Genomic DNA, 21,553 nt, shown 5'->3' with positions numbered 1-21,553 from the left:
GGAACACGTTCTTGTTTTCTACCTCTCGGAGGTCCCCCGTGGTCGTCGTCCATGACAAGCTCTTCTCCGGCACCCGCTGGTCCGATCCCATCACCACGGGGGTTCTCGAGGTGACGTCCCCGGCCACCAACGCCATCGTCGGGCGCGTGGCCGAGACCACCACCGAGGATGTCGACGAGATGGTCTCGCACGCTCGCGAGTCCTTCGAGTCCGGTGTCTGGCGGGGCACCCCGCCCGCCGAGCGCGGCGCACTGCTGGGACGGGTCGCCGACATGCTCGAGGAGCGCCAGGCCGAGGTGTGCCAGCTCCTCTCCGACGAGATGGGCACCCCGCCCGGCACCGCGGCGATGATCCAGGTGACGCCCACGCTCGGCGTCCTGCGCTACTACTGCAAGCTGGCGGCCGATTTCCCGTGGTCCGAGGTCCGCCACGGCGACTACGGCGCGTCCGTGGTGACCCGCCAGCCCGTCGGGGTGGTGGCCGCGGTGACCGCCTGGAACGTCCCGCTGTACCTCAACGCCGCCAAGCTCGCCCCGGCGCTGCTCTCGGGTAGCTCGGTGGTCCTCAAGCCGTCGTCCGCGACCCCGCTGTCGGCCCTGTGGCTGGCGGACCTGTTCCGCGAAGCCGGCCTCCCCGAGGGCGTGCTGTCCGTGGTGACCGGACCGAGCTCGGCCGGCGACCACCTGATCTCCCACCCGGAGATCGACAAGATCTCGTTCACCGGCTCGACCGGGGTCGGCAAGCACATCGCCGGTATCGCCGCGCAGAACCTCACCCGTGTCTCGCTGGAGCTCGGCGGCAAGAGTGCGGCGATCATCCTCGAGGACGCCGACGTGGTAGCCCACGCCGGGACCATGGTCTTCTCGGCGCTGATGAACTCCGGCCAGGCGTGCGTGTCCCAGAACCGCATCCTCGCCCCGCGGTCGCGTTACGACGAGGTGGTCGCTGCCCTGGTCGAGAACGTCAAGGCCATGCCGGTCGGCGACCCGGCCGCCGAGGGCACCGCGTTCGGCCCGCTGGCCAACCACAAGCAGAAGGAGTCCGTCGAGGGGTACATCCGCAAGGGGGTCGAGGAGGGCGCGACGATCGCGTACGGAGGCGGTCAGGTCGAGGGCCTCGGCGCCGACGTGGCCGACGGTGCCTTTGTCCAGCCGACCGTGTTCTCCGATGTCGACAACTCCATGACCATCGCGCAGGAGGAGATCTTCGGACCGGTGCTGCAGGTCATCGCCTACGACACGGTGGACGAGGCCGTGCGGATCGCCAACGACTCCGAGTTCGGCCTGGCCGGCGCGGTGTACTCCGAGGACCCCGAGGCCGCGCTGGCCGTGGCGCAGCGCGTACGCACCGGCACCATGGGCATCAACTGGTACGCGTTCGACCCGTCCGCGCCGTTCGGCGGTTTCAAGAACTCGGGCCTCGGCCGCGAGAACGGCCCCGAGGGGCTGGACGCGTACTGCGAGTTGCAGAGTGTGCTCATGCCGTTCGGGTGGGAGCCGTCCGGGGCGTGAGCCGCGGCTGGGCGGTCGACTGCGGCGGGGCGGTCAACCGCGGGGGAACAGGCCGCCCAGCTCGCGCAGCGTGTCGTCGAACAGGGCGAGGGGATCGGAATCCAACCCGCCGGCCTGGTCGCGGGCGAAGGACTGCCAGGCCACCCGCCACGTAGCGGTGACCACCTCGGCCACCAGGAGAGCCTGGAGGTGCCGCAGGGCGCCGCGGTCGACCAGGGTGGCGCTGAGTGCCTCCACCAGGCTCCGCTCCTGTCGGGCCACCACCTGAAGGAGTTCCGGTTCGCGGAGCAGCAGTCGGGAGATCCGCCGGAAGTCGCTCTGCTCGACCTCGCGGGCGAACTGGTCGCGGCAGGCCGCCAGCAGGTCGTCCAGGATCCCGGCCGCGCTGGTGTGCGCGCTCTCGCAGGTCACCAGGGCATCGATCAGCCCCTGCTGGCCCGGCATGAGCGCGTGCACCTTGGACGCGTAGTAGCGGAAGACCGTGCGCTCGGAGATGCCGACGCGGGCGGCGATATCGCCGACCGTCGTGGCGTCCAGACCGTTCTGTTCCACCAGATCGAGAGTGGCACTCTGGATCTGGTGCAGCATGCGGGCACGATGATCCGCTCGGATTCCCACGGTGTCAGCTCCTGTGTCATTGGCGGTGCGCAGAAGGGGGAACGATCCCCGGACATAATTTATGTCACACTCCGACAGTTTCCGCGTAGTCATTCTGTCAGACCGTGACATGATTCGCCGGGTTCAGATCTCATAGAAGAGGTAACCCCCGATGACCCATGCCGCCGAAGGCACTGTCTCCACGCCGGCAGTCCCGGCCCCGCACGCTCCGCCCGCCCCGCCCGCGTTGTCGAAGAAGCAGCTCACCGGCATCATCGGTGCACTCGCGCTCGGCGCGTTCCTGATGATCCTCAACGAGACCGTCCTGACGGTGGCGCTGCCGTCGATCATGGCGGACTACGGGGTCTCCGCGGCGGCGGGCCAGTGGCTCACCACGGGATTCCTGCTCACCATGGCCGTGGTCATCCCCACGACCGGCTATCTGCTCAAGCGCTTCACCCTGCGCGGGCTCTTTGTCTTTGCGCTGAGCAGCTTCCTGCTGGGGACCCTCCTGGCCATCGTCGCCCCGACCTTCGGCGTCCTCCTGGGCGCCCGCGTCCTCCAGGCCGTGGGCACGGCCATCGTGATGCCGCTGCTGATGAACACCACCCTGACGCTCGTCCCGATCCAGCACCGCGGAATGGTGATGGGCCTGAACTCGATCGTGATCTCGGTCGGCCCGGCGATCGGGCCCACCGTGTCGGGCGTCATCGTCAACTCGCTGTCCTGGCACTGGATCTTCGGCGCCATGACCCCGCTGGCCGTCCTCATCCTGGTCCTGGGCATCGTCTACATCAAGGTGCCCTCGGCCACCCGCAGGGTGCCCGTCGACGTCATCTCCGTGGTCCTCTCGGCATTCGCGTTCGGCGGGCTGGTCTACGCGATCTCCACCTTCGGTGACATCGCGGACAATCCCGCGCTTCCTGTCGCCAGCCTGGCCATCGGGTCGGCCGCGCTCGCCCTGTTCCTGACCCGCCAGGTGCGTCTGGCCCGCACGGGTGGTGAACTGCTGAACCTGGAGCCGTTCGCCAACCGCACCTTCTCGCTCAGCGTCGTCATGATCATGATCGCCATGGGCACCTTGCTGGGCACCGTGGTGATCCTGCCGATCTTCCTGCAGAACGGCAGCGGCCTGAGCACCTTGACCATCGGGTTGATGCTCCTCCCGGGTGGCCTGGTGCAGATCGCGGTGGGCCCGATCTTCGGCCGCGTGTTCGACAAGCACGGCCCGCGGCCGGTGTTGATCCCCGGTGCCCTCATGCTCGCGCTGGGGCAGTGGCTGTTCACCACGATCGACCCGGACACCTCTCTCGGTCTGATCATCGCGTTCCACACGATCTTCTGCATCGGCCTGGCCATGCTGATGACCGGCCTGCTGTCCGCGGCGTTGAGCGACGTCCCGTTCAGGCTCTACGGCCACGGCTCGGCCATCTTCAACACCGGTCAGCAACTCGGCGGTGCGATCGGTACCACGATCTTCGTGACCGTCATGAGCACCGTCGCGGCCACGGAGACCGGCGCGGGGTCCGAACTCGTCGACGGCCTGTTCGGCGGCGCCCACATCGCGTTCGTCATCGGCGGGATCCTGGCGACGATCGCGGTCGTCTGTGCCCCGTTCATCACGTCCGCCGAGCGCCCCTGAGCGCACGCGCTCCCGTTCACAACGGAGACCCCCGGCCGATGGCCGGGGGTCTCCGCGCTCGCAAGGTACTTCCCGGCGTCACTCCACGCGGTAACCGACACCCCGGACGGTCTGGACCTTGTTCTCGCCGATCTTGCGACGCAGCGACCGGATGTAGACGTTGACGATGTTCGAGCCCGGATCGAAGTCCATTCCCCACACGCTCTCCAGCAGCTGTTCGCGGCTGATCGTCTCGCCCTTGTTGCGTAGCAGCATCTCCAGCAACGAGTACTCGCGGTTGGTGAGCTCCTGGATCCGTCCGTCCACCTCGACGCGCCGGGTACGGATGTCCAACCGCATCCCGCCGTGCTCGAGGATGCCCGGGTCCTCGGAGGCCTCGTGCTCACGCAGACGGAGCCGGATGCGGGCCAGCAGCTCCGGAACCCGGAAAGGCTTGACCATGTAGTCGTTCGCACCCGAGTCCAGGCCTTCAACGGTGTTCGCGACGCTGTCGCGGGCCGTGAGGATCACGACAGGAGCAGCGAATCCGCGCTCGCGTGCCTCACGGAGCAGGGTCAACCCGTCTGTGTCGGGGAGCCCGATGTCCAGCAACATGAGGTCGATATCGGAGATCGTCGACAGGATGGACTGCGCGCTCTCCCCGTCCACCGCTTCAAGCGCGGTGTACCCCGCCCCGCCTAGTGCTTTGACCAGAACCGAACGAATGAGGTCGTCATCCTCGACAACGAGAACATTTGTCATGCACCCTCCTTCTCCGTTTGAGGAGTATTCCACGCGGGGAACACATATGACGGTGTCCTCAGGTCGTGTCCTCAAGTCTCCTGGAACGTGGTCGGCGATCTTGCGACTTCCCGGCGTAGATCTCCGTCTCCACAGCCGCGGCCACAAAGGGGACGACGATGCAGAACGCAGCCCCCCCGCCCTTCGCGTTGTAAACGAAGGCCCGCCCGCCATGTGCCTGGGCGATGGTCGCGACGATGGCCAGACCGAGGCCCGTCCCGCCGCGCCCGTCCCGCAGCTGCCCGCGCGCGGTGTGGAAGCGCTCGAAGACGCTCTCCTCCTCTCCGGGTGGGATGCCCGGGCCGTTGTCGCGCACCCACCACAGCAGCCGGCGTCGGTAGGTCTCGTTGCGGGGCGGTGCGGGTAGCGGGCCCACAGCGAGGCCTTCGGCGATCGTCGGGTCGCCCGGGGCTATGACCCGGCAGCCGATTTCGATCGGATCGCCCGGGCGGGTGAACCGGACGGCGTTGGAGCAGAACTGGACGAGCGCCTGGGTGATCCGGTGTTGGTCCAACAGGGCGACGCCCTCTGCGTACGGCATCACTGACCACTCGCGGTCCGCGATCACCTCGATTTTGGCCTCGACGTCCAACACCAGGTCGGCGACATCGGTCGGGGAGGTACGGAGGAAGTCGGGGCGGTCGGAGCGCGCCAGGGTGAGCAGGTCTTCGACGATGCGGGTCATCCGGGACAGCTCGTCCTGCATGATCCGCGTGGTCTCGGCCCGCTCCTCCGGGTCCTCTGGCATCAGGTCCAGATTGCCCTGCACCACGGTCAGTGGGGTGCGGAGTTCGTGGCCGGCGTCGTCGAGGAACTCCCGCTGCGTCCGGTACGCGTCCTCCACGCGATCGAGCATCGCGTTGACGGTTTCGGCCAGGGAGACGATCTCGTCGGGCCCGTCCACGGGTACCCGCCGCGAGAGGTCGGCGGCGGAGATGGTCTCGGCGGCCTCTCGGATGCGCCGGACAGGGACGATCATCCGACCGGCGATGAGCCACGCGAAGAGCGCGCTGAGGGCCAGTCCCCCGGCGCTGGTGCTCAACAGGAAGTCGGCGACGTTGTCGGTTTCTCCCTGGGTGTCCTGGTTGTTGATCGCCACGACGATGTTCGCCCGCCCCGCCGGGCCGTCGACCACCGCCTTGTTCCATCGGACGGAATCGGCGATGACCCCGGTGCTCTCCGGGGAAAAGAGACCGATCTGTTGGATCTGCGACCGGACGCTCGGGGGGAACAGCGGGTCGTCCTCGGAGCTGTACCTCGAGAGCGTGAACTGGGTGCCCGACGAGGTGACCGTTCCGACGAGCAGCAACTCGGAGGAAGGATACTGCTGGGCCAGGTAGGCGCGGATCAACTGTTCTGCGGTCGGTGTCTCGGACTCGAACGACGGCAGGATTCCCGCGTTCACGAAGGTGGAGAAGTCTGCCGCCTCACGGTTGAGGCGCTGGTCGATCGCACGCTCGGACGTGAGGTCGAGCAGTTGGAGGGTGAAGAACACCATGCCGGCGAACACCGCGGCGGATGTGAGCGTGATCCCCAACGTGATGCGGAGGCGGGCCGAGTACCACCACCGGATCGAGCGAGTCCTTCGAAGTGCCCTCTTCACCTGACGGAGGGCTCGGATTCGTCGAGATCATCTTGCGCAGCCGGGTGGGCCACCTCGTCCAGTTGACCGCCGTCCGCGTTGCTGTCCGGATCGGTGGTCTCCTCCGGGGAGACAGCGACCCGGACGAGAAGGTTCAAGTCCCGAACAGTGTTGTCCTGGGGGGCGACCGCGTCCGGGACGACATTGTCCGGGGAGGCACTGTCCGGGACGACATTGTCCGGAACGACCTCGTCCGGGGTGACCAGATCCGCGCCCGGCGCGGGCGGTTCCGGGTCCGTCATCGGCGGCGGGCGACCGGTGTCCTGGCCGGGACGACCGACGGTGTCGGACGGGAGCGGCACGTCGATCGTGTCCGCGGGCGGCCGTCCGGGCCGGCCCGCTGTGGGTGGCGGCCGGGAACCGGACCCCGGCTCCGATACGTCACGGTCGTCGGGCTGCGACGGAACCTCTGGCACCACGATCAGCGGTGACGCGCCCCCGGGTTTGACGGGCGGCAGGGAACCGGGTTCGGCGGGGGAGGTCGAGTCCGTCCAGCGGACGTCGGTGGCTCCGGGGTCGTCGGACTCGCCTGCCCCGGGCCCGGTTCGCTCGCGAGGACTGTCGCCATTCTCGGTCCACACCAGCTCACCGCCCAGGTCCGACAGGGGAGGCAGACCGATCGAGGGAGGCGGGAGCAGGGAGAGGGCTGCGGGGATCGCGCCGAGCGGAGCGACGGCGGCCCGACCGTCGATGACTGTCAGATGGGGCCGGCTCCCGTTGATCTCGGTCTTCTCGGCGGATTCGACGCTGATGCCGGATCGGTTCCCGTCACCGGTTTCGGGGACGGTTCCGGCGGTTCCGGCGGTTCCGACTCTGCTGGCCCGATCCCCGAAGCTCTTGCCGAGGGTCGGGGTCGGGGCCTCCGCAGTGCCGACAAAGGCAACTGCGGTGGTGATCACGATCCCGCCGACCAGTGCGGGAAGTGCGACGAACGCGAGAAGGGGAGTCCTCATGTGGCTCCTTCCCGTGTTCGTCCGTGTTCGTTCGTGTGCTCGGGTCCGTACTACTTTGACACTAATCAATGGTCGGGGAAAGAGGCTCCACTGTTTGCGCATGTTGACGGGCCGCACCCCGGGGGATGCGGCCCGTCAACGGTGCCTGTCGAGACGGCGGGAGTCAGCCCAGCCGCTCCTTGAGGGCGGCAAACTGCTCGTGGACCTCGGCCGGGACCTTGGGCCCGCAGAACTCGAGCCACTCGGTGATGAGCGGAAGCTCGCGGCGCCACTCCTCGGGGTCGACGGCCAGCGCGGCCTCGACGTCCCCGACAGGGGTGTCGAGCCCGGTGAGGTCGATGTCGGCGGCGCGGGCGGTGAGGCCGGCAGCGGTCTCGTCGCCCTCGACGCGCCCCTCGATGCGGTCCACGACCCACTTGAGGACGCGGCTGTTCTCGCCGAATCCCGGCCACAGGAAGCGGCCGTCGGCACCCTTGCGGAACCAGTTGACCAGGAAGATCTTGGGCATCTTGTCGCCACCGCGGGCGCCCATGTCCACCCAGTGCTGGAAGTAGTCACCGACGTTGTAGCCGACGAACGGCAGCATGGCCATCGGGTCGCGGCGGACCGCACCCACCTTGCCCTCGGCGGCGGCGGTCTGACCGGAGGAGAGCGTCGCACCGATGTACACGCCGTGGTTCCACGAATAGGCCTCGCTCACCAGCGGGATCGTGTCGGCCCGGCGGCCTCCGAAGAGGATCGCGGAGATCGGCACGCCCTCGGGCGAGTTGAACTCGGGCGCGGTGACGGGGCACTGGTCGATCGGCACGCAGTACCGCGAGTTGGGGTGCGCGGCGTTGCCGGCACCACCGTCTCCGGTCGGTGTCCAGTCGTTGCCCAGCCAGTCGATGAGGTGATCCGGGGTGCCCTCGAGGCCTTCCCACCACACGTCGCCGTCATCGGTGAGCGCCACGTTGGTGTAGATGGCGTTCCCCGGCTCCAGCGTCTTCATGGCGTTGGGGTTGGAGGAGTAGTTGGTGCCGGGGGCGACACCGAAGAAACCGAACTCGGGGTTGACGGCGTAGAGACGCCCGTCGGCACCGAAGCGCATCCACGCGATGTCGTCTCCGACGACCTCGGCGCGCCACCCCTCGATGGTGGGCTGCAACATCGCCAGGTTGGTCTTGCCGCAGGCGGAGGGGAACGCCGCCGCGATGTAGTGGACCTCTTCCGCGGGCGAGATGAGCTTGAGGATGAGCATGTGCTCGGCCATCCAGCCCTCGTCGCGGGCCATGGCGGAGGCGATGCGCAGTGCGAAGCACTTCTTGCCCAGCAGGGCGTTGCCGCCGTAACCGGAACCGAACGACCAGATCTCACGGGTCTCGGGGAAGTGGGTGATGTACTTCTCCTCGTTGCACGGCCACGCGACGTCCTTCTGGCCGGGCTCGAGGGGGGCGCCCACCGTGTGCAGGCCCTTGACGTATGCGCCCTCGCTGCCGAGCTTCTCGAGTGCTGCAGCACCCATCCGGGTCATGATCTTCATCGACACCACGACGTACGCGGAGTCGGTCAGCTCGATCCCGAGCTTGGGGTCCTCGGCGTCGAGCGGGCCCATGCAGTAGGGGACGACGTACATGGTGCGGCCCCGCATGCTGCCGCGGAACAGGTCCGTCATCTGGCCGCGCATCTGGGCCGGGTCCCGCCAGTTGTTGGTGGGGCCGGCGCCCTCCTCGGTCTCCGAACAGATGAAGGTCCGGGACTCGACCCGGGCGACATCCTTCGGATCCGACTGGGCGAGGAAGGAGTTGGGCTTCTTGGCCTCGTCGAGCTGGACAAACGTGCCGTGCTCTACCAGCTCGGCCGTGAGTCGGTCCCACTCTGCGTCGGAGCCGTCAGCAAAGACGACCCGGTCCGGCTGGGTGAGCTCGGCGACCTCCGCGATCCACGCGAGCATCTCCGCATGATCGGTTGGCGCCTGCCCCTCGAGGCCGGAAATGGTGGTGGTGGTCATCACAGCTCCTCGCGCGTGGTGCATGGTGTCGCTCACACACTATCGTCAACCCGCTGGAAGCGCGGCGTCCGAGCCCCCGTTTCCCGACCCCGACGTGAGTGGTTCCTCAGGTTTTCAGATCTGCCCGTGGTCGATGCGTTCCCACCGGGCGGGTGTGGGCGGTGAATCGGGGGATTCGGCGTTCGCCTCATTGGTGAACCCGCCGAAAGGGACTCCCTCCGTCGGGTTGGCGAGGCGCCAGGAGTCGTAACTGCCGTCAAACCGGACGGTCGAGACGTGATCCACGGTCCCGTCGCCGTCGACATCGGTATAGACGGTGAGCCCCCGGCCGTCCCCTCGCGTGACGGCTTCCATGAACCCGTCGCCGTCCAGGTCCGCCTCGGGTGAGCCCAGGTCCAGGACGTCGTCCCCCACGGGCACGTGCAGTCCGAGCGAGGTCGGCTCGGCGAGGGGAGCGCCGTCGAGGCCGCACACGTCGGGGACGGCGTGGTGGGAAGGCTCCGGGCCGTAGAAGTGGTCGGTCACGGGGAGGAGCTTCCTGTCCGTGACTGCCGTAATCGGCGGATGCGGCGTTCCAGGTCGCTGACCCGGGGCCCTGGATCGTGCGCGAACCCGTCGGTGATGCTGGACTCCGCCGCCAGGATCCGGGCGCCCAGCGACTGCTCCACCTCGGCGCGCAGCGCGCCGAGCCGTTCCGTCACCACGGCGACCGTGTGCGTCCGCAGCGCCTGGGTGCGTCGGACGGACACGGTCGTCCAGCCCAGGGCCACGCCGCAGAGCAGCGCCAACGGGATGACGGCGGTGGCGACCCCGGGGATCTGGGCGAGCGGGGACAGGAGCATGCGCCCCACCCCTGTCCCGCCGGCCGCGCCCATCATCATCACGAGAGCCTCCTCGGCGAGGTTCCGGGGCGGGCGGCCCGGTGTGATGCCGCCGGTCGGCGCAGGGATGCGTGGTGTCGCGGGCGCGGCCACGCCGAGGTGGCGGGCCACGAGCGAGTCCGCTCGCCGGTGGGCGCGGGAGATGGTCCCGGCGACCGCCGCGTCCGCGTCGGAGGCCAGGGCCCGCACGAGCCCTCCCACCCGCGACCGGGGTGCGGCGGAGAGTTCCTCCCGCGCGCGGCTGCCGAGGTCGCGCATGGAGCGGTGGAGGTCCTGGACCACCTCCATCCGGAGCGCCTGGACGTCCTGGCGCAGCGAGTGGGAGCGGGAGGTGATCGCCTCCGTGCGCCGCGCGAGGAGCCAGTCGACCGTCGCTGTCGCGGGGGCCGGCCGCGAACCGGTCGAGATGGTCGGGGAGGTGGTCGGGGTGGCGGTCGGGGTGGCGGCGTCCAGTATCGCGAGCAGGGCTGCCGGTGCGGTGGGGTCGTCGCTTCCGACCACCCTGACCGGTGCCGACACGCCCGCGTCGGTGAGGCGCCGGGTGGTGACGTCGACCGTCTCGGACAGGGCCTCCGGGGTGCACGATCCGGCGCGTCCGGCCAGCGCCACGGCGAGCGGGATGCGGGCGGCCACGCCGCGCGCGACCTCGAGGTCGTCGGGTCGGATCGGGCAGACGGCGTCGACGACGAGGACCGCCGCGTCCGGTCGGTCGTCGGGTCCGGCGTCGACCAGCACACGGAGGTCTCGGTGGCGGCCGTCGAGAGCCGAACCCGCGGCGGCGAGGAGGGCCTCGGCCACCGAGGGCACGGCGGAGTCCCGCGGGCCGAGGACGGCCAGGGTCTGCAGGGGCCGGGTCTGAGGGGGCTGGGTCGCGGTCATGAGGTGCTCGGGCCGCTGAGCGCGCACAGTGCGGCTTCGGCGAGGCCGCCGACCTCATCGTGTACCGCGAGCCGTTCCAGCTCCGCCTCGAGTCTGGCGATCCGGACTGCCGCGAGCCCGCCGAGGGCAGGGTCGAGGGCGTTGTCGAGGAACGACACGACGACGTCGATCGAGCCGTCACCGGGCCGGCGGGCGTCCACCGCCGGCAGCCCACGGGCCCATCGGGGTGGGTCCTCGTCGTCGACACCCGTGGCCACCACCAGCAGCGCGTGCGTCCGGGGGCGACGGAGCCAGGCCTCCTCGTGGCGGCAGGGGGCGGTGCGCAGGCAGACGACCTCCACGTCGGGAGGTGCCCCGACCGGCGCGCCGGCCGCGGCGACCAGGTCCAGGTCGTCGACGGCGGGTCGCCATCCCCGCCGCGTCCGCAGGGCCGCCGCGAGGGTGCGGCGGCCCGAGCCCAGCCCGCCGCGGATACGGATGTCCGCCGGCGCGTCGAAGCGCGCGAGTGCGGATTCGAGTTCGCGGAAACCGTCGATGGCGGCGACAGCGCTGACGCCGATGCCGACGCCGGCTTTCGTGGCCGTGTCCCCGCGCTCCCGGGCGGAACCGACGAGGCGCCGGACCCGCGAGGCGGGGTCGGCGGGGGTCGGGTCCGCCGCGGGCTTGAGGGCGGTGTCGCGCGTCACGATCGGCACGGGGCCATGGTGTCCCGGCGGGGCTCCCGCGGCAAGACCTACCCCGGGCGCGGGGCGCCGGATTCGGAACCGGGCCGTGAACTGCGGGATGATGTCCGGGTGAACCAGAGCGAGAACCCCGGAAACGTGGCCGGAGCGACCCCGGACGACGACCCACGACTGTTCCCCAGGGTCACGGCCTACCGGTCCCGGAGCGGCGACCTACGGCCGGGACAGCAGCGCAACTGGCAGGAGCACTGGCCCACGTACGGCCGCAACGTGGCGGACGAGCTCGTGGACCAGCAGGCGCTGTTCGGCCGGTCCGCACCGCTGATCGTGGAGATCGGTTCCGGCACCGGGACGTCCACGGCGGCGATGGCGGCCGCGGAGCCGGACATCGACGTGATCGCGGTGGAGGTCTACCAGCTGGGCCTCGCCCAACTCCTGGGGTCGATCCTGCGCGAGGGGCTCGAGAACGTGCGCATGGTCCGCGGTGACGGCGTAGACGTGCTCACCAACATGATCGCGCCCGCGAGCCTGACCGGGGTCCGCGTGTTCTTCCCGGACCCGTGGCCCAAGGCCCGCCATCACAAGCGGCGCCTGCTGCAGTCGGCGACGTTCGAGCTCATCGCCTCCCGGCTCCGGCCCGGGGGTGTGCTCCACGTGGCCACCGACCACGTGGACTACGCCGAGTGGATCGGACCGACCGGCGACGCCGAGCCCGCACTCGAGCGGCTCGACGCCGCCACAGACGCGGGCCACGTACCGTTCAGTCTGGAAAGACCCGTGACGAAGTTCGAAGGCAAGGGTCTGCTGCAGGAACGCGTCATAAACGAGTTCCTCTGGCGACGCAGAGAATAGTAATCCCCGTTGTAAAAATTTCATTGCCCTGTAGCGAAGAACGAGGCGGCACACGATGACCCCAGTTGACGGCCCGGTTGACCATGAGACGACGGACGTAGAGACGCCCGACGGCCCGGGTGTGGTGCTGCTCGTCTGGGACGCGCCCAACGTCGACATGGGACTGGGGTCGATCCTCGGCGGCCGACCCACCGCGGCGTACCGCCCGCGCTTCGACGCGCTGGGCCGGTGGCTGCTCGGTTACACCGCCGACCTGTCGGCGCGCACCCGGGACACCCTCGAGGCCGAGGCGACCGTCTTCACCAATATCGTCCCGGGCACCTCCGACAACGTCCGGCCCTGGGTCGACGCGTTGCGCAACGTCGGCTTCGCCGTCTTTGCCAAGCCCAAGACCAGCGACGACTCGGATGTCGACGACGACATGCTCGAGCACATCGACAAGCGGGCCGAGTCCGGTCGACTCGCCGGTGTGGTGGTGGCCTCGGCCGACGGCCAGGCGTTCCGCGAGCCGCTGGAGGAGCTGGCGGACGAGGTCCCCGTCACCGTCATCGGGTTCCGCGAGCACGCCACCTGGGCCGTGCAGCACGACACCATCACCTTCCTCGACCTCGAGGACATCCCCGGGGTCTTCCGCGAGGCCCTGCCCCGCCTCAGCCTCGAGAACCTGCCCGACGAGGGCGCCTGGCTGCAGCCGCTCCGGCCGCTCGCAGCCCTGCTCAACTCGCGTTAGGAGCGCACGCACCCGTGTTCAACTCACTCGGGCGGTTCGTCGCCCACCGACGCGTCCTCGTCCTGGTCTTCATGGTCCTGGTGATGGCCGTCCTCAGCGCCGCCGGCAGCATGCTCGGAAAGCCGTTCGGCCAGGGTGGCTTCGAGGACCCGAAGAGCGGGTGGGCGACCGCCGAGCAACTCGAGCAGGAGGCGTACGGCCGCGACGCGCTCGGCGACGTCGTCGTCACCTATCACGCCCCCGAGGGCACGACGGTCGACGATCCGGCCTTCCAGGAACCGATCCGGGCCTCCCTCGACGCGCTCCGCGCGGAGTTCCCGGGTCAGGTCACCGGCGTGACCAGCTTCGTCTTCAACCAGTCCCCGGCCCTGGTCAACAGAGACGCCGGAATCGCGGTGGCCTCCATCCAGCTCGCAGGCGAGGACGAGGAGATCCTGGAGAACTTCCGGGTGATCGAGGACCGGATCCCCGTCGAGGGCATCGAGGCCGACGTCGCCGGTGTCCAGGCCGTCGCCGGGGCGCTGCAGGACGGCATGGACGCCGACCTCGTGCGCGCCGAGCTCATCGCGCTGCCGCTGGTGTTCATCCTGCTCATCGTGGTGTTCGGCGGCGTGGTGGCCGCGTTCCTCCCCGTCGCCGTGGGCGTCCTGACGATCCTCGGCTCGATCGGCGCGCTGCACCTGCTGTCCCTGATCACCCCGGTCAACTCGTTCGCCCAGAACGTCGTGACGCTGATCGGCCTGGGCCTGGCGATCGACTACGGACTGTTCGTGGTGAGCCGCTTCCGCGAGGAGATGGCCGAGGGGTACCCACCGGACGCGGCCGTCCGCAGAGCCGTGGCCACCGCCGGCCGCACCGTGGTGTTCTCCGCGGTGATGGTGGGCGTGACCCTGTCCGGCCTGCTGATCTTCCCCCAGGCGTTCCTCAAGTCCGTGGCCTACGGCGCGATCGCCGCCGTGTTCCTGGCCGCGCTGCTCTCCGTGACGCTCCTGCCGGCGGTCCTCGTGATGCTCGGCCACCGCGTGGACAGCCTGGGCATCAAGCGCCTGCAGCGTCACCGCACGCGCGAGCAGGTCGAGCGCGGGCCGTTCGGCCGGATCGCCGACTTCTCCATGAAGCACCCGGTGGCGGTCGCGGCGCCCGTCGTGGTGGTCCTGGTGGCGCTCATCATCCCGTTCTCCGGGGTCAAGTTCGGCGGCATCAACGAGACCTACCTCCCGCCCGACAACACCACCCGCGTGGCGCAGGAGCAGTACGACCAGAACTTCCCCGGCACCCGAACCGACCCGGTCAAGCTCGTGGTGACCGGCTCCGACGGCAATACCCTCTCGCAGATCCGGTCCGAGGCCAACAAGGCCCCCGGGCTGACCGGCCCGTTCCAGTTCGCCCGGTCCGGGAAGCAGGACGAGCAGGGGCGCGACGTGGTGGTCCTGCAGTCCGGGGTGGTCGACCGCAACGCCCCGGGCGAGACCGTCGAGTACCTGCAGTCGTTCCCGATCCCGGCCGGCACCGAGGTGTACGTGGGCGGCAACCCGGCCATGGAGTCCGATTCGGTCGACGCCCTGGTCGACGGCCTGCCGTGGTTCGTGCTGTACGTGCTGATCGCCACCACGATCCTGATGTTCCTGGCGTTCGGCTCGCTCGTGCTGCCCATCAAGGCCGCGATCATGAACCTGCTCGGCCTGGGTGCCACGCTCGGGATCCTCACGTGGATCTTCGTCGACGGACACTTCGCCGACCTGCTGGGATTCACCCCGGGACCGCTCACCTCGCCCGTGGTGGTGCTGCTCATGGCGATCATCTACGGGCTGTCCACCGACTACGAGGTCTTCCTGGTCTCCCGCATGGTCGAGGCCCGATCCCGCGGGGCCAAGACCTCGGAGGCCATCCGCAGCGGCGTCGCCCACACCGGCGGCATCATCACCTCGGCGGCGCTCATCCTCGTGGTGGTGACCGGCGCGTTCGCGTTCTCCGAGATCGTGATGATGAAGTACATCGCGTACGGCATGATCGCCGCCCTGATCATCGATGCCACCGTGATCCGCATGCTGTTGGTGCCCGCGGTCATGCAGATGCTCGGCCCCGACTGCTGGTGGGCGCCGAAGTGGATGAAGCGGATCCAGGAGCGGATCGGTCTGGGCGAGGCGGAGATCGGCGACGAGCCCGAGCTCCTGAACCGCGGGACCGCGACCCCCGAGCCGGCGCCCGTGGTCTACGGGAAGGTCGACGAGAATATCGACGAGAACATCGACGACGACCACGGGAACGTCGGCGACCACGGGAACTTTGACGACGATGAGAACACCGACGACGACGAGGAGCTCGACTCCCCGCTGTCGGCAGACCCGGTCGACGCCCAACCGGAACCCCGTCCGCGCGAACAGGAGTCCGGGCGAAAGATCGCCGCAACCGACCTGATCGCCCGGCTCCTGCAGGAGCGGGAGCAGGGGCGCGACGCGTGAGGCCCGCCCCGGGCCCCGGAGTGGGAGCCCGGGCCGGGAGCGATGCACTGGTTATGGTGGCGAGATGACGAGGACGCGGGGCGCCGGCATCCGGCGTCGAATCCGAGCGGTCCTGGGCAATCCGTGGTTCAAGGCGGTCGCGACACTTGCCGTCCTCTTCTTCATCCTCTACTGGCTCCGCGGCCAGATGCCGTTCTTTGCCGAGGGGTTCGAGGCCGTCGCCCGCCCGCACTGGGGCTGGGTCGCGGTCGCGCTCGTGTTCTCGTACCTGTCCATGTCCAGCTACGGCTGGGTGCAGAAGGTCCTACTGCGGTCAGCCGGCGTCAAGGTGGGCCACTGGGCCAGCGTGGGCCTGGTCTTTGCCGCCAACGCGTTCTCCACGTGCATTCCCGGGGGCCAGGTCTTCGGCACCACCCTGACCTATCGCAAGACCCGGCAGTGGGGCGCCAGCCGGGTGGTGGCGTCGTGGCAGCTCGTGATCTCCGGCGTGCTGTCGACCGTCGGCATCGTGCTGCTGGCCCTGCTCGGCTTCTTCCTCGTGGGTTCGGTCTCCAACCCGTTCCTGCTGGTGCTGTCCGCGTTCGGGCTCGTGGGGATCGTCGTGGTGGTGCAGTGGGCCGCACGGAACCCGCACAAGATCGAGGGCACGCTGCTGTCGCTGGTCGCCTGGATCAACGCCCGGCGCCGCAGGCCTGCCGACCACGGAGCCGACGGGGTCCGCAAGTTCGTCAAGCAGGCCGAAGCGGTCGACATGACCAAGACCCAGCTGTCCAAGGCCTCGGCGTTCTCCCTGCTCAACTGGGTCGCCGACATCGGTTGCCTGTGGGCTGCGGCCAACGCGGTCGGCGCCCAGCACAGCATCGGCGGGCTGTGCATCGCGTACGTCACCGGCAAGATCGTCGCCACCGCGCCGATCACACCCGGCGGGCTCGGGACCGTCGAGTTCGCGCTCATCACCACCATGACCGCGGGCGGCCTCGGAGCGCATCAGGCGTTCGCGGCGGTGTTCGTCTACCGCATCGTCAGCTTCGTGCTGGTGGCCCTGGCCGGGTGGGTGATCTTCTTCCTCTTCTACCGGGGTGCGGTGGACGTGGACCCGGATGCCGACCCCGGAGAGGACGACGATCCGGACGAGTCCACCTCGTCGTCGTCACCCGGTCCGCACTCCCCTCGGACGACGGTCCAGGCTTCGTCGCCGGCCGGCATGGCGGCGAGGTGGCCCCTGCGCAACGCGCAGTGGTGGGCGACGGTGCAGCACGCCTCCGGGCCGATCCCGCTGCTACGCGTCCGAAATGACGAACGACTGATCGATGAACGCGGTGAGGCCTCCTGCTCGCTGATGCCGCCCACGCCCTTTGACAAGCCAGAGCCCTCTGACGAGAAAGACGTGTGACCCGGTGACGCTGCTGTTCTTCCTGCTGGATGCCGTGCTGGTAGCTGTGTTCGCCACGTTCGGCCGCGGCGCACACTCCGAGGGGCTCGGGGTAGCGGAGGTCTGGGGGACGGCGTGGCCGTTCCTCATCGGGCTGGCGGTGGGCTGGGTGGCGCTGCTGGTCCTGCGCCGCGATCCCGCCACCATCCGGTCCGGGGCGCTGGTCTGGCTGGTCACGCTGGTCGGCGGGATGGTCATCCGCGGGCTCGGCGACGGCCGCGTGCCGCACTGGAGTTTCATCATGGTGGCCGCGATCGCCATCGCCGTGTTCCTCATCGGGTGGCGGGCCGTGGCTGCCGCGTTGGCCCGTCGGCGTGCACGTCGGCGCTAGTCGGCGCGTGGGTGATCAGCCCAGCGGGTGGTCAGCCCAGCGGTTGATCAGGCCAGCGGCGGGATCGAGTCGAGCAGTTCGCCCGGGACCGTGATGGTCTCGGGGAGTCGAACCCCGTCCGGGGTCGGCAGGTTCTGCGGGAGCGGCACGGTGATCGCCTCGGCCGGGCCGTCTGTGACCGGCGCGGGTGCGGGTGCGGGCGGAGGCTCAGGCGGGGCCTCGAGTGCGGCGGGCGGAGCCTCGGGTGCTGGTGCTGGCGCTGGCGCGGGTTCGGGCGCTGGCGCTGGCGCGGGTTCCGGGGCAACCGGACCGAGCCATGCCCCCAGGTTCTCGCGGGTCCCGGCGAAGACGTTGAGGTCCACGGCGTCGCTGAAACCGGGGACCGCGCCGTTGTCGGCCCGCTGCCAGAGCAGCCACTCGGACCAGCCGCCGATGACCGGGAGGGTCGGCTCGGACACGCCGTACTCGGCCAGCCAGAGCGGGTACTCGGCGAACTGCGGGGTGTTGCCCATGCGGTCGATCCAGAAGTAGCGGTAGGTGTAGACGATCGGGGTCCGACCCGTCCGGTGCCGGAGGGTGTCGAGGAATACGCGGGTCCAGCCGATGAGTTCCTCGGGAGACCTGCCCTCGTCGGTCTCGATGTCGAGCACCGGCGGCAGCTGCGGTCCGCCGACCGACTGCAGGCGGTCGGCGAAGGTGTGCGCCTGCATCGCGGGGTCCATCGCGGGCCGGGCCTTGTGGTAGCTCCCGACGGCCATCCCGGCCGCCCGGGCCTCGTGGACGTCCGCCTCGTAGTACCGGTTGGCGGGGCCGCTTCCCTCGGTGGCCTTGATGAAGGCGAAGGTCTGACCGGAGTCGGCGGCCGCCTGCCACGAGACTGGGGCGCCGTGCGGGTGCTGCCAGCTGGACGAGTCGACGCCCTGCGCCAGGCCGTCGAGGGCGGGGGAGAGGGGCGCGACGGCGTCGGCGCGCGGAGATATGACGACGACGAGGAGGCCGATCGCCAGAGCCACCGCGGCGGCGAGGGCCACGAGAAGGCGGGATCCGGGGACGCGGGCGGGCACACGTCGGATCGGCCGACCGGGAGGAGTCATGTGGCGAGTATGAGGTAATCCCAATAGTCACACAAGCAACTCGCGCAACATTCCCGAAGTATTTCACCGCGGGTCGGTGGGCCCCCGTTGCGTCGGGAGGTCTCAGGCCAGCCGCGTCGGTCGGAGTCGGGTGAACGATCCGTCCATTCCTGCCGGGGCGCGGGAGGGCCGCGCCGACCCCGGTGACGTGGGCCGATACCTGCTGCGGACACCGGGTGCGGAGGGTTGCCGAGATTCGCTGCGGTGGTACAGGTCACAACTCCGTCACAACCCGTAACACCCCGCCCCACCGGTGCGATTCACTTTTTTCCTCGCCTATTATTTAGGGGTCCCACCGTGCCAGTCGGGAGATGCCCTCATGAGCGACACGACGATCGATCTCACCACCCCCCGCTACCGGCACGCTCTCGTCACCGAGGTCGATGGTCCGGACGACGACCCGTTCCTCGCGGTGACCGTCGTCGAGACCGTTCTCCTGGACGAGGACGGCGCCGGCCGGGGGGCGCCGGAACTCGTGTTGCGGACCGGGGCCGACGGGATCACCCTGACTGACCGCGATCAGGTGCTGCGGTTGCAGGCCATGATCAACCGGGCTGTCAACGAGTGGCGCACGGCCGCCTCGCACCTGGCCTGACCGCACCTGGCCTGACCTCACCGGGACCGTTGGGCCCGTCGGGTCTCCCGTACCTTCGGTTTCTGGCGGGCCTGGCTAGCCCTGCTACTCGACCCTGATCCCCGCCTCGCCGATCAGTGCGAGGCCGACCCCCACGACCTGATCCGGTGAGATGATCGCCCCGCGGAGTGCGGTGGCGCCGTGGACGTCCTCGAGATCCGCGCCCCGCAGGTCGGCGGCGGCGAACGTGGCCCGCTCCAGGGTCGCCCCGCGAAGGTCCACGCCGTCCGTCGACAGGTCGGCGATCCGGGCCTCGAGCAGGTCGGCCTGCCTGCACCGGGTGGCCGACAGCCGTACCCGCTGGAGTCGGGCCATCCGCAGGTTGATCATGTCGGCGTGGCAGTCCTCGAACTCCACGTCGGTCAACCGCGCGTCGGAGAGGACGATGCCGGTCAGTCGGCACCCGACAAAGCGGACGCGGGTGAAGGTCGCGCCGTCGGCGACCATCCCCGAGAGGTCACAGCCGCTGAGCACCACGTCGGTCATGCGGATCGAGTCGGCGCGCGCACTGCTCAGCCGGATCCCCTCCAGGACGGACTCGCGGATCTCTGCGCCACCGATCTGCGCTGCGCCCTCGCTAAGCGAAGGAGCGTGTTCGGCGGTGGCGAGCACTCCGTCCCACAGGCCGTCGGTCTCGAGATCGGTGCCGGGCGGCTGGAGCTGCTCGCGCCGCGGAACGGTCGGGGTGGCGGGCGGACGGGGGGAGCCGGACCGGCGGCGAAGAGGTGGGGGCACGAGGGCCAGCTTAGGTGTGCGGTCCGTCAGGGCAGATCGCAGAGTTGTCTGAACTGGTCCCACTCGGCGTCGACGACGGCGGGGTCGACCGTGTCCTGCAGGACCAGGCCGGAGAGTCGACTCGCCACCGCGGACAATGCGTTGTCCGCCACGCCGTCCGCCAGGCGACGAACCTCCGAGGAGGTCAGTTCGGTGTCGCCCTGATCGGTGTCGCCCCGGCCGGTGACGAGCCGGTGGACGGGCTCGGTCAGTTCCTCGCATCCGGGTGTGGCGGCCGGGCCAGGGGTGAGGTCGGGCGTCGCGGCTGTTCCGGATCCGACGCCGTCGGGCGATTGTTCGCCCATGGTGAGTTGCCCGCAGCCACCGAGGGCCAGGGCGAGGCCGGCCGCGACGGCGACCGCCCTGACGGCTGCTGCGGTTCCGGATGGTGACATGGGCCCGACGATAACCCGCGACTGCGCGGTCCGCGGATGAAGGCGTACGCTCGACGCAGCTATAGACAGGTCTGTCTATCGGTGTTGTCGAAGGAGTTGTCAGATGAGCTTGCGCGAGGTGTTCGCTTTCCCGGAGACCGTGAACGACTACGCCGCCCGCTGCACCGCGGGGCTCGTGGTGGCGCTCGCCGTGGTGACGATGATCGTGCCGTCGCCCGCGCAGGTCTGGTTTGCGGCGGCGCTGGTCGTGGGATTCGCCCTGCGAGTCGCCGGCGGGCCGCGGTACTCGCCGTTCGGCCGACTCTCCGTGCACGTCATCGCTCCGCGCGTCAGTGCCGTGCCGAAGCTGGTCTCCGGCGCACCCAAGCGTTTCGCGCAGACGATCGGTCTGGTGATGTCCTCGATCGCCCTCGCACTGTTCCTCACCGGGTTCTCCGCAGGGGGCACGATCGTCCTGGGCGTGTTGGTGATCGCCGCGCTCGCCGAGTCGGCCCTCGGGTTCTGCCTGGGCTGCTGGATGTACGCGAAGTTGCAGCGGGCCGGCGTCATCTCCGAGGATTCCTGCGTCGACTGCGCGGACATCTGGGCCCGGCCCGGGATGGCCGCCCGTAACTGAGATTCGCTCGCGACCAACCGGTCCGGGTTCCGCGCTACCGTGGGAAACATGAGCACTCCGCGCGAGGATCCCGACGCGTACGGCGACGATTACAGCGATGACCTGGGCGCGCCGTACGGCCAGTCCCCGTACCCCTACGGGATGCCGCCGCAGTACGGACATCCCCCTCAGTACGGTCAAGCGCCGCAGTACGGTCAGTCCCCGCAGTACGGTCAGTCCCCGCAGTACGGGCTGCTACCGCAGTACGGCACCGAACCGGGATTTGGCGCGATGCAGCCCTACGCCCCCGGTTATCCGGTCTCCAGTTACTCGGGCCCGGGGTATCCGGTCGCCCGCAAGGAGCCCGCGATTCCCCTGATCCTGTCGTTCTTCCTCCCCGGCCTGGGCACGATCGTCAACGGCAAGGCGGGCAAGGGTATCGCCATCATGGGCGGCTACTTCCTCGGCGTGCTGCTGTCGATCGTCCTCATCGGGATCCCGATCATGTTGGGCTTCTGGATCTGGGGCATGGTCGACGCATACCAGGGGGCACAGAAGCACAACGCGCGGCACGGTTTCCGCTGACGGGCCGGGGCGATCGGCCCACCTCGTCGTCGTCGTCCCGGAGACCCGGCGCCGCACCTTCCGTAACCTGGT

General features: G+C 69.5%; 21 protein-coding genes. 10 read left to right on the top strand and 11 right to left on the bottom strand.

Going from position 1 to position 21,553, the window contains the following annotated elements:
• The first annotated feature begins 38 nt into the window (after positions 1-38).
• On the top strand, positions 39-1,511 hold the full coding sequence (locus R4P08_RS00440; RefSeq protein WP_317811780.1) for an aldehyde dehydrogenase: 1,473 nt from the start codon (positions 39-41) through the stop codon (positions 1,509-1,511).
• 33 nt (positions 1,512-1,544) lie between these two features.
• Here the strand turns inward: R4P08_RS00440 and R4P08_RS00435 are convergent, their stop codons facing one another.
• The gene (locus R4P08_RS00435; RefSeq protein WP_317811779.1) at positions 1,545-2,099 is read right to left on the bottom strand and encodes a helix-turn-helix domain-containing protein; all 555 of its coding nucleotides are present in this window, start codon (positions 2,097-2,099) and stop codon (positions 1,545-1,547) included.
• Between the two features lie 181 nt (positions 2,100-2,280).
• On the opposite strand from R4P08_RS00435, the gene R4P08_RS00430 reads away from it, so the two are divergent.
• Entirely contained in the window at positions 2,281-3,750 is a 1,470-nt protein-coding gene (locus R4P08_RS00430; RefSeq protein WP_317811778.1) for an MDR family MFS transporter, read from the top strand.
• A 78-nt stretch (positions 3,751-3,828) separates the two neighbouring features.
• Here R4P08_RS00430 and R4P08_RS00425 read toward each other — a convergent pair whose 3' ends face one another.
• From R4P08_RS00425 to R4P08_RS00395, 7 genes are all read right to left on the bottom strand, one after another.
• Complete coding sequence (locus R4P08_RS00425) at positions 3,829-4,491, bottom strand: response regulator transcription factor (protein ID WP_317811777.1); 663 nt, start codon at positions 4,489-4,491, stop codon at positions 3,829-3,831.
• Between the two features lie 58 nt (positions 4,492-4,549).
• Complete coding sequence (locus R4P08_RS00420) at positions 4,550-6,133, bottom strand: HAMP domain-containing sensor histidine kinase (protein WP_317811776.1); 1,584 nt, start codon at positions 6,131-6,133, stop codon at positions 4,550-4,552.
• Positions 6,130-7,125, bottom strand: coding sequence for a hypothetical protein (locus tag R4P08_RS00415; RefSeq protein ID WP_317811775.1), 996 nt, complete (start codon positions 7,123-7,125; stop codon positions 6,130-6,132). The genes R4P08_RS00420 and R4P08_RS00415 overlap by 4 nt, the downstream gene beginning before the upstream one ends.
• 163 nt (positions 7,126-7,288) lie before the next feature.
• Positions 7,289-9,115, bottom strand: a complete 1,827-nt coding sequence (locus R4P08_RS00410) for a phosphoenolpyruvate carboxykinase (GTP) (RefSeq protein ID WP_317811774.1) — start codon at positions 9,113-9,115, stop codon at positions 7,289-7,291.
• Between the two features lie 114 nt (positions 9,116-9,229).
• The gene (locus R4P08_RS00405) at positions 9,230-9,640 is read right to left on the bottom strand and encodes a DUF6802 family protein (RefSeq protein ID WP_317811773.1); all 411 of its coding nucleotides are present in this window, start codon (positions 9,638-9,640) and stop codon (positions 9,230-9,232) included.
• Positions 9,637-10,875: a hypothetical protein gene (locus R4P08_RS00400; RefSeq protein WP_317811772.1), complete on the bottom strand. Its 1,239-nt coding sequence runs from the start codon at positions 10,873-10,875 to the stop codon at positions 9,637-9,639. Before R4P08_RS00400 ends, R4P08_RS00405 begins: the two co-directional genes overlap by 4 nt.
• The gene (locus R4P08_RS00395; RefSeq protein ID WP_317811771.1) at positions 10,872-11,570 is read right to left on the bottom strand and encodes a hypothetical protein; all 699 of its coding nucleotides are present in this window, start codon (positions 11,568-11,570) and stop codon (positions 10,872-10,874) included. The genes R4P08_RS00400 and R4P08_RS00395 overlap by 4 nt, the downstream gene beginning before the upstream one ends.
• A 99-nt stretch (positions 11,571-11,669) precedes the next feature.
• Between R4P08_RS00395 and trmB the strand changes: the two genes are divergently transcribed.
• The 5 genes from trmB to R4P08_RS00370 all read left to right on the top strand — a co-directional run bounded on the left by trmB (position 11,670) and on the right by R4P08_RS00370 (position 17,365).
• Positions 11,670-12,410: a tRNA (guanosine(46)-N7)-methyltransferase TrmB gene (trmB, locus tag R4P08_RS00390; protein ID WP_317811770.1), complete on the top strand. Its 741-nt coding sequence runs from the start codon at positions 11,670-11,672 to the stop codon at positions 12,408-12,410.
• A gap of 55 nt (positions 12,411-12,465) precedes the next feature.
• On the top strand, positions 12,466-13,140 hold the full coding sequence (locus R4P08_RS00385; protein WP_317811769.1) for an NYN domain-containing protein: 675 nt from the start codon (positions 12,466-12,468) through the stop codon (positions 13,138-13,140).
• A 14-nt stretch (positions 13,141-13,154) separates the two neighbouring features.
• Positions 13,155-15,602, top strand: a complete 2,448-nt coding sequence (locus R4P08_RS00380; RefSeq protein ID WP_317811768.1) for an MMPL family transporter — start codon at positions 13,155-13,157, stop codon at positions 15,600-15,602.
• A 64-nt stretch (positions 15,603-15,666) separates the two neighbouring features.
• A complete protein-coding gene (locus tag R4P08_RS00375; protein WP_317811767.1) occupies positions 15,667-16,995 on the top strand; it encodes a lysylphosphatidylglycerol synthase transmembrane domain-containing protein in 1,329 nt (442 codons plus the stop codon).
• A gap of 4 nt (positions 16,996-16,999) precedes the next feature.
• A complete protein-coding gene (locus R4P08_RS00370; protein WP_317811766.1) occupies positions 17,000-17,365 on the top strand; it encodes a DUF3054 domain-containing protein in 366 nt (121 codons plus the stop codon).
• 47 nt (positions 17,366-17,412) lie between these two features.
• Here the strand turns inward: R4P08_RS00370 and R4P08_RS00365 are convergent, their stop codons facing one another.
• Entirely contained in the window at positions 17,413-18,459 is a 1,047-nt protein-coding gene (locus R4P08_RS00365) for a glycoside hydrolase family 25 protein (RefSeq protein WP_317811765.1), read from the bottom strand.
• Positions 18,460-18,817: 358 nt separating this feature from the next.
• Between R4P08_RS00365 and R4P08_RS00360 the strand changes: the two genes are divergently transcribed.
• Positions 18,818-19,093, top strand: coding sequence for a hypothetical protein (locus tag R4P08_RS00360; RefSeq protein WP_317811764.1), 276 nt, complete (start codon positions 18,818-18,820; stop codon positions 19,091-19,093).
• An 84-nt stretch (positions 19,094-19,177) separates the two neighbouring features.
• Here the strand turns inward: R4P08_RS00360 and R4P08_RS00355 are convergent, their stop codons facing one another.
• Positions 19,178-19,867 carry a pentapeptide repeat-containing protein gene (locus R4P08_RS00355; RefSeq protein WP_317811763.1) on the bottom strand — a complete coding sequence of 230 codons (690 nt, stop codon included), beginning with the start codon at positions 19,865-19,867 and terminating at the stop codon, positions 19,178-19,180.
• A gap of 26 nt (positions 19,868-19,893) precedes the next feature.
• Positions 19,894-20,301, bottom strand: a complete 408-nt coding sequence (locus tag R4P08_RS00350) for a hypothetical protein (RefSeq protein WP_317811762.1) — start codon at positions 20,299-20,301, stop codon at positions 19,894-19,896.
• A gap of 103 nt (positions 20,302-20,404) precedes the next feature.
• On the opposite strand from R4P08_RS00350, the gene R4P08_RS00345 reads away from it, so the two are divergent.
• Positions 20,405-20,917: a DUF4395 domain-containing protein gene (locus tag R4P08_RS00345; protein WP_317811761.1), complete on the top strand. Its 513-nt coding sequence runs from the start codon at positions 20,405-20,407 to the stop codon at positions 20,915-20,917.
• Positions 20,918-20,965: 48 nt separating this feature from the next.
• Positions 20,966-21,481: a hypothetical protein gene (locus tag R4P08_RS00340; RefSeq protein ID WP_317811760.1), complete on the top strand. Its 516-nt coding sequence runs from the start codon at positions 20,966-20,968 to the stop codon at positions 21,479-21,481.
• The last annotated feature ends 72 nt before the right edge of the window (positions 21,482-21,553 follow it).

The sequence above is a fragment of the Rhodococcus sp. IEGM 1408 genome (assembly GCF_033142235.1).
Lineage (GTDB): Bacteria > Actinomycetota > Actinomycetes > Mycobacteriales > Mycobacteriaceae > Dietzia.
This window is presented reverse-complemented; position numbering and strand designations above follow the sequence as displayed.

What these genes read in the sequence shown, in the direction of transcription:
- R4P08_RS00435 (WP_317811779.1), bottom strand. Translation starts at nt 2,099, where the DNA reads ATGCTGCACCAGATCCAGAGTGCCACTCTCGATCTGGTGGAACAGAAC.
- R4P08_RS00415 (WP_317811775.1), bottom strand. Translation starts at nt 7,125, where the DNA reads ATGAGGACTCCCCTTCTCGCGTTCGTCGCACTTCCCGCACTGGTCGGC.
- R4P08_RS00385 (WP_317811769.1), top strand. Translation starts at nt 12,466, where the DNA reads ATGACCCCAGTTGACGGCCCGGTTGACCATGAGACGACGGACGTAGAG.
- R4P08_RS00410 (WP_317811774.1), bottom strand. Translation starts at nt 9,115, where the DNA reads ATGACCACCACCACCATTTCCGGCCTCGAGGGGCAGGCGCCAACCGAT.
- R4P08_RS00375 (WP_317811767.1), top strand. Translation starts at nt 15,667, where the DNA reads ATGACGAGGACGCGGGGCGCCGGCATCCGGCGTCGAATCCGAGCGGTC.
- R4P08_RS00350 (WP_317811762.1), bottom strand. Translation starts at nt 20,301, where the DNA reads ATGTCACCATCCGGAACCGCAGCAGCCGTCAGGGCGGTCGCCGTCGCG.
- R4P08_RS00400 (WP_317811772.1), bottom strand. Translation starts at nt 10,875, where the DNA reads ATGACCGCGACCCAGCCCCCTCAGACCCGGCCCCTGCAGACCCTGGCC.
- R4P08_RS00365 (WP_317811765.1), bottom strand. Translation starts at nt 18,459, where the DNA reads ATGACTCCTCCCGGTCGGCCGATCCGACGTGTGCCCGCCCGCGTCCCC.
- R4P08_RS00425 (WP_317811777.1), bottom strand. Translation starts at nt 4,491, where the DNA reads ATGACAAATGTTCTCGTTGTCGAGGATGACGACCTCATTCGTTCGGTT.
- R4P08_RS00345 (WP_317811761.1), top strand. Translation starts at nt 20,405, where the DNA reads ATGAGCTTGCGCGAGGTGTTCGCTTTCCCGGAGACCGTGAACGACTAC.
- R4P08_RS00430 (WP_317811778.1), top strand. Translation starts at nt 2,281, where the DNA reads ATGACCCATGCCGCCGAAGGCACTGTCTCCACGCCGGCAGTCCCGGCC.
- R4P08_RS00340 (WP_317811760.1), top strand. Translation starts at nt 20,966, where the DNA reads ATGAGCACTCCGCGCGAGGATCCCGACGCGTACGGCGACGATTACAGC.
- R4P08_RS00360 (WP_317811764.1), top strand. Translation starts at nt 18,818, where the DNA reads ATGAGCGACACGACGATCGATCTCACCACCCCCCGCTACCGGCACGCT.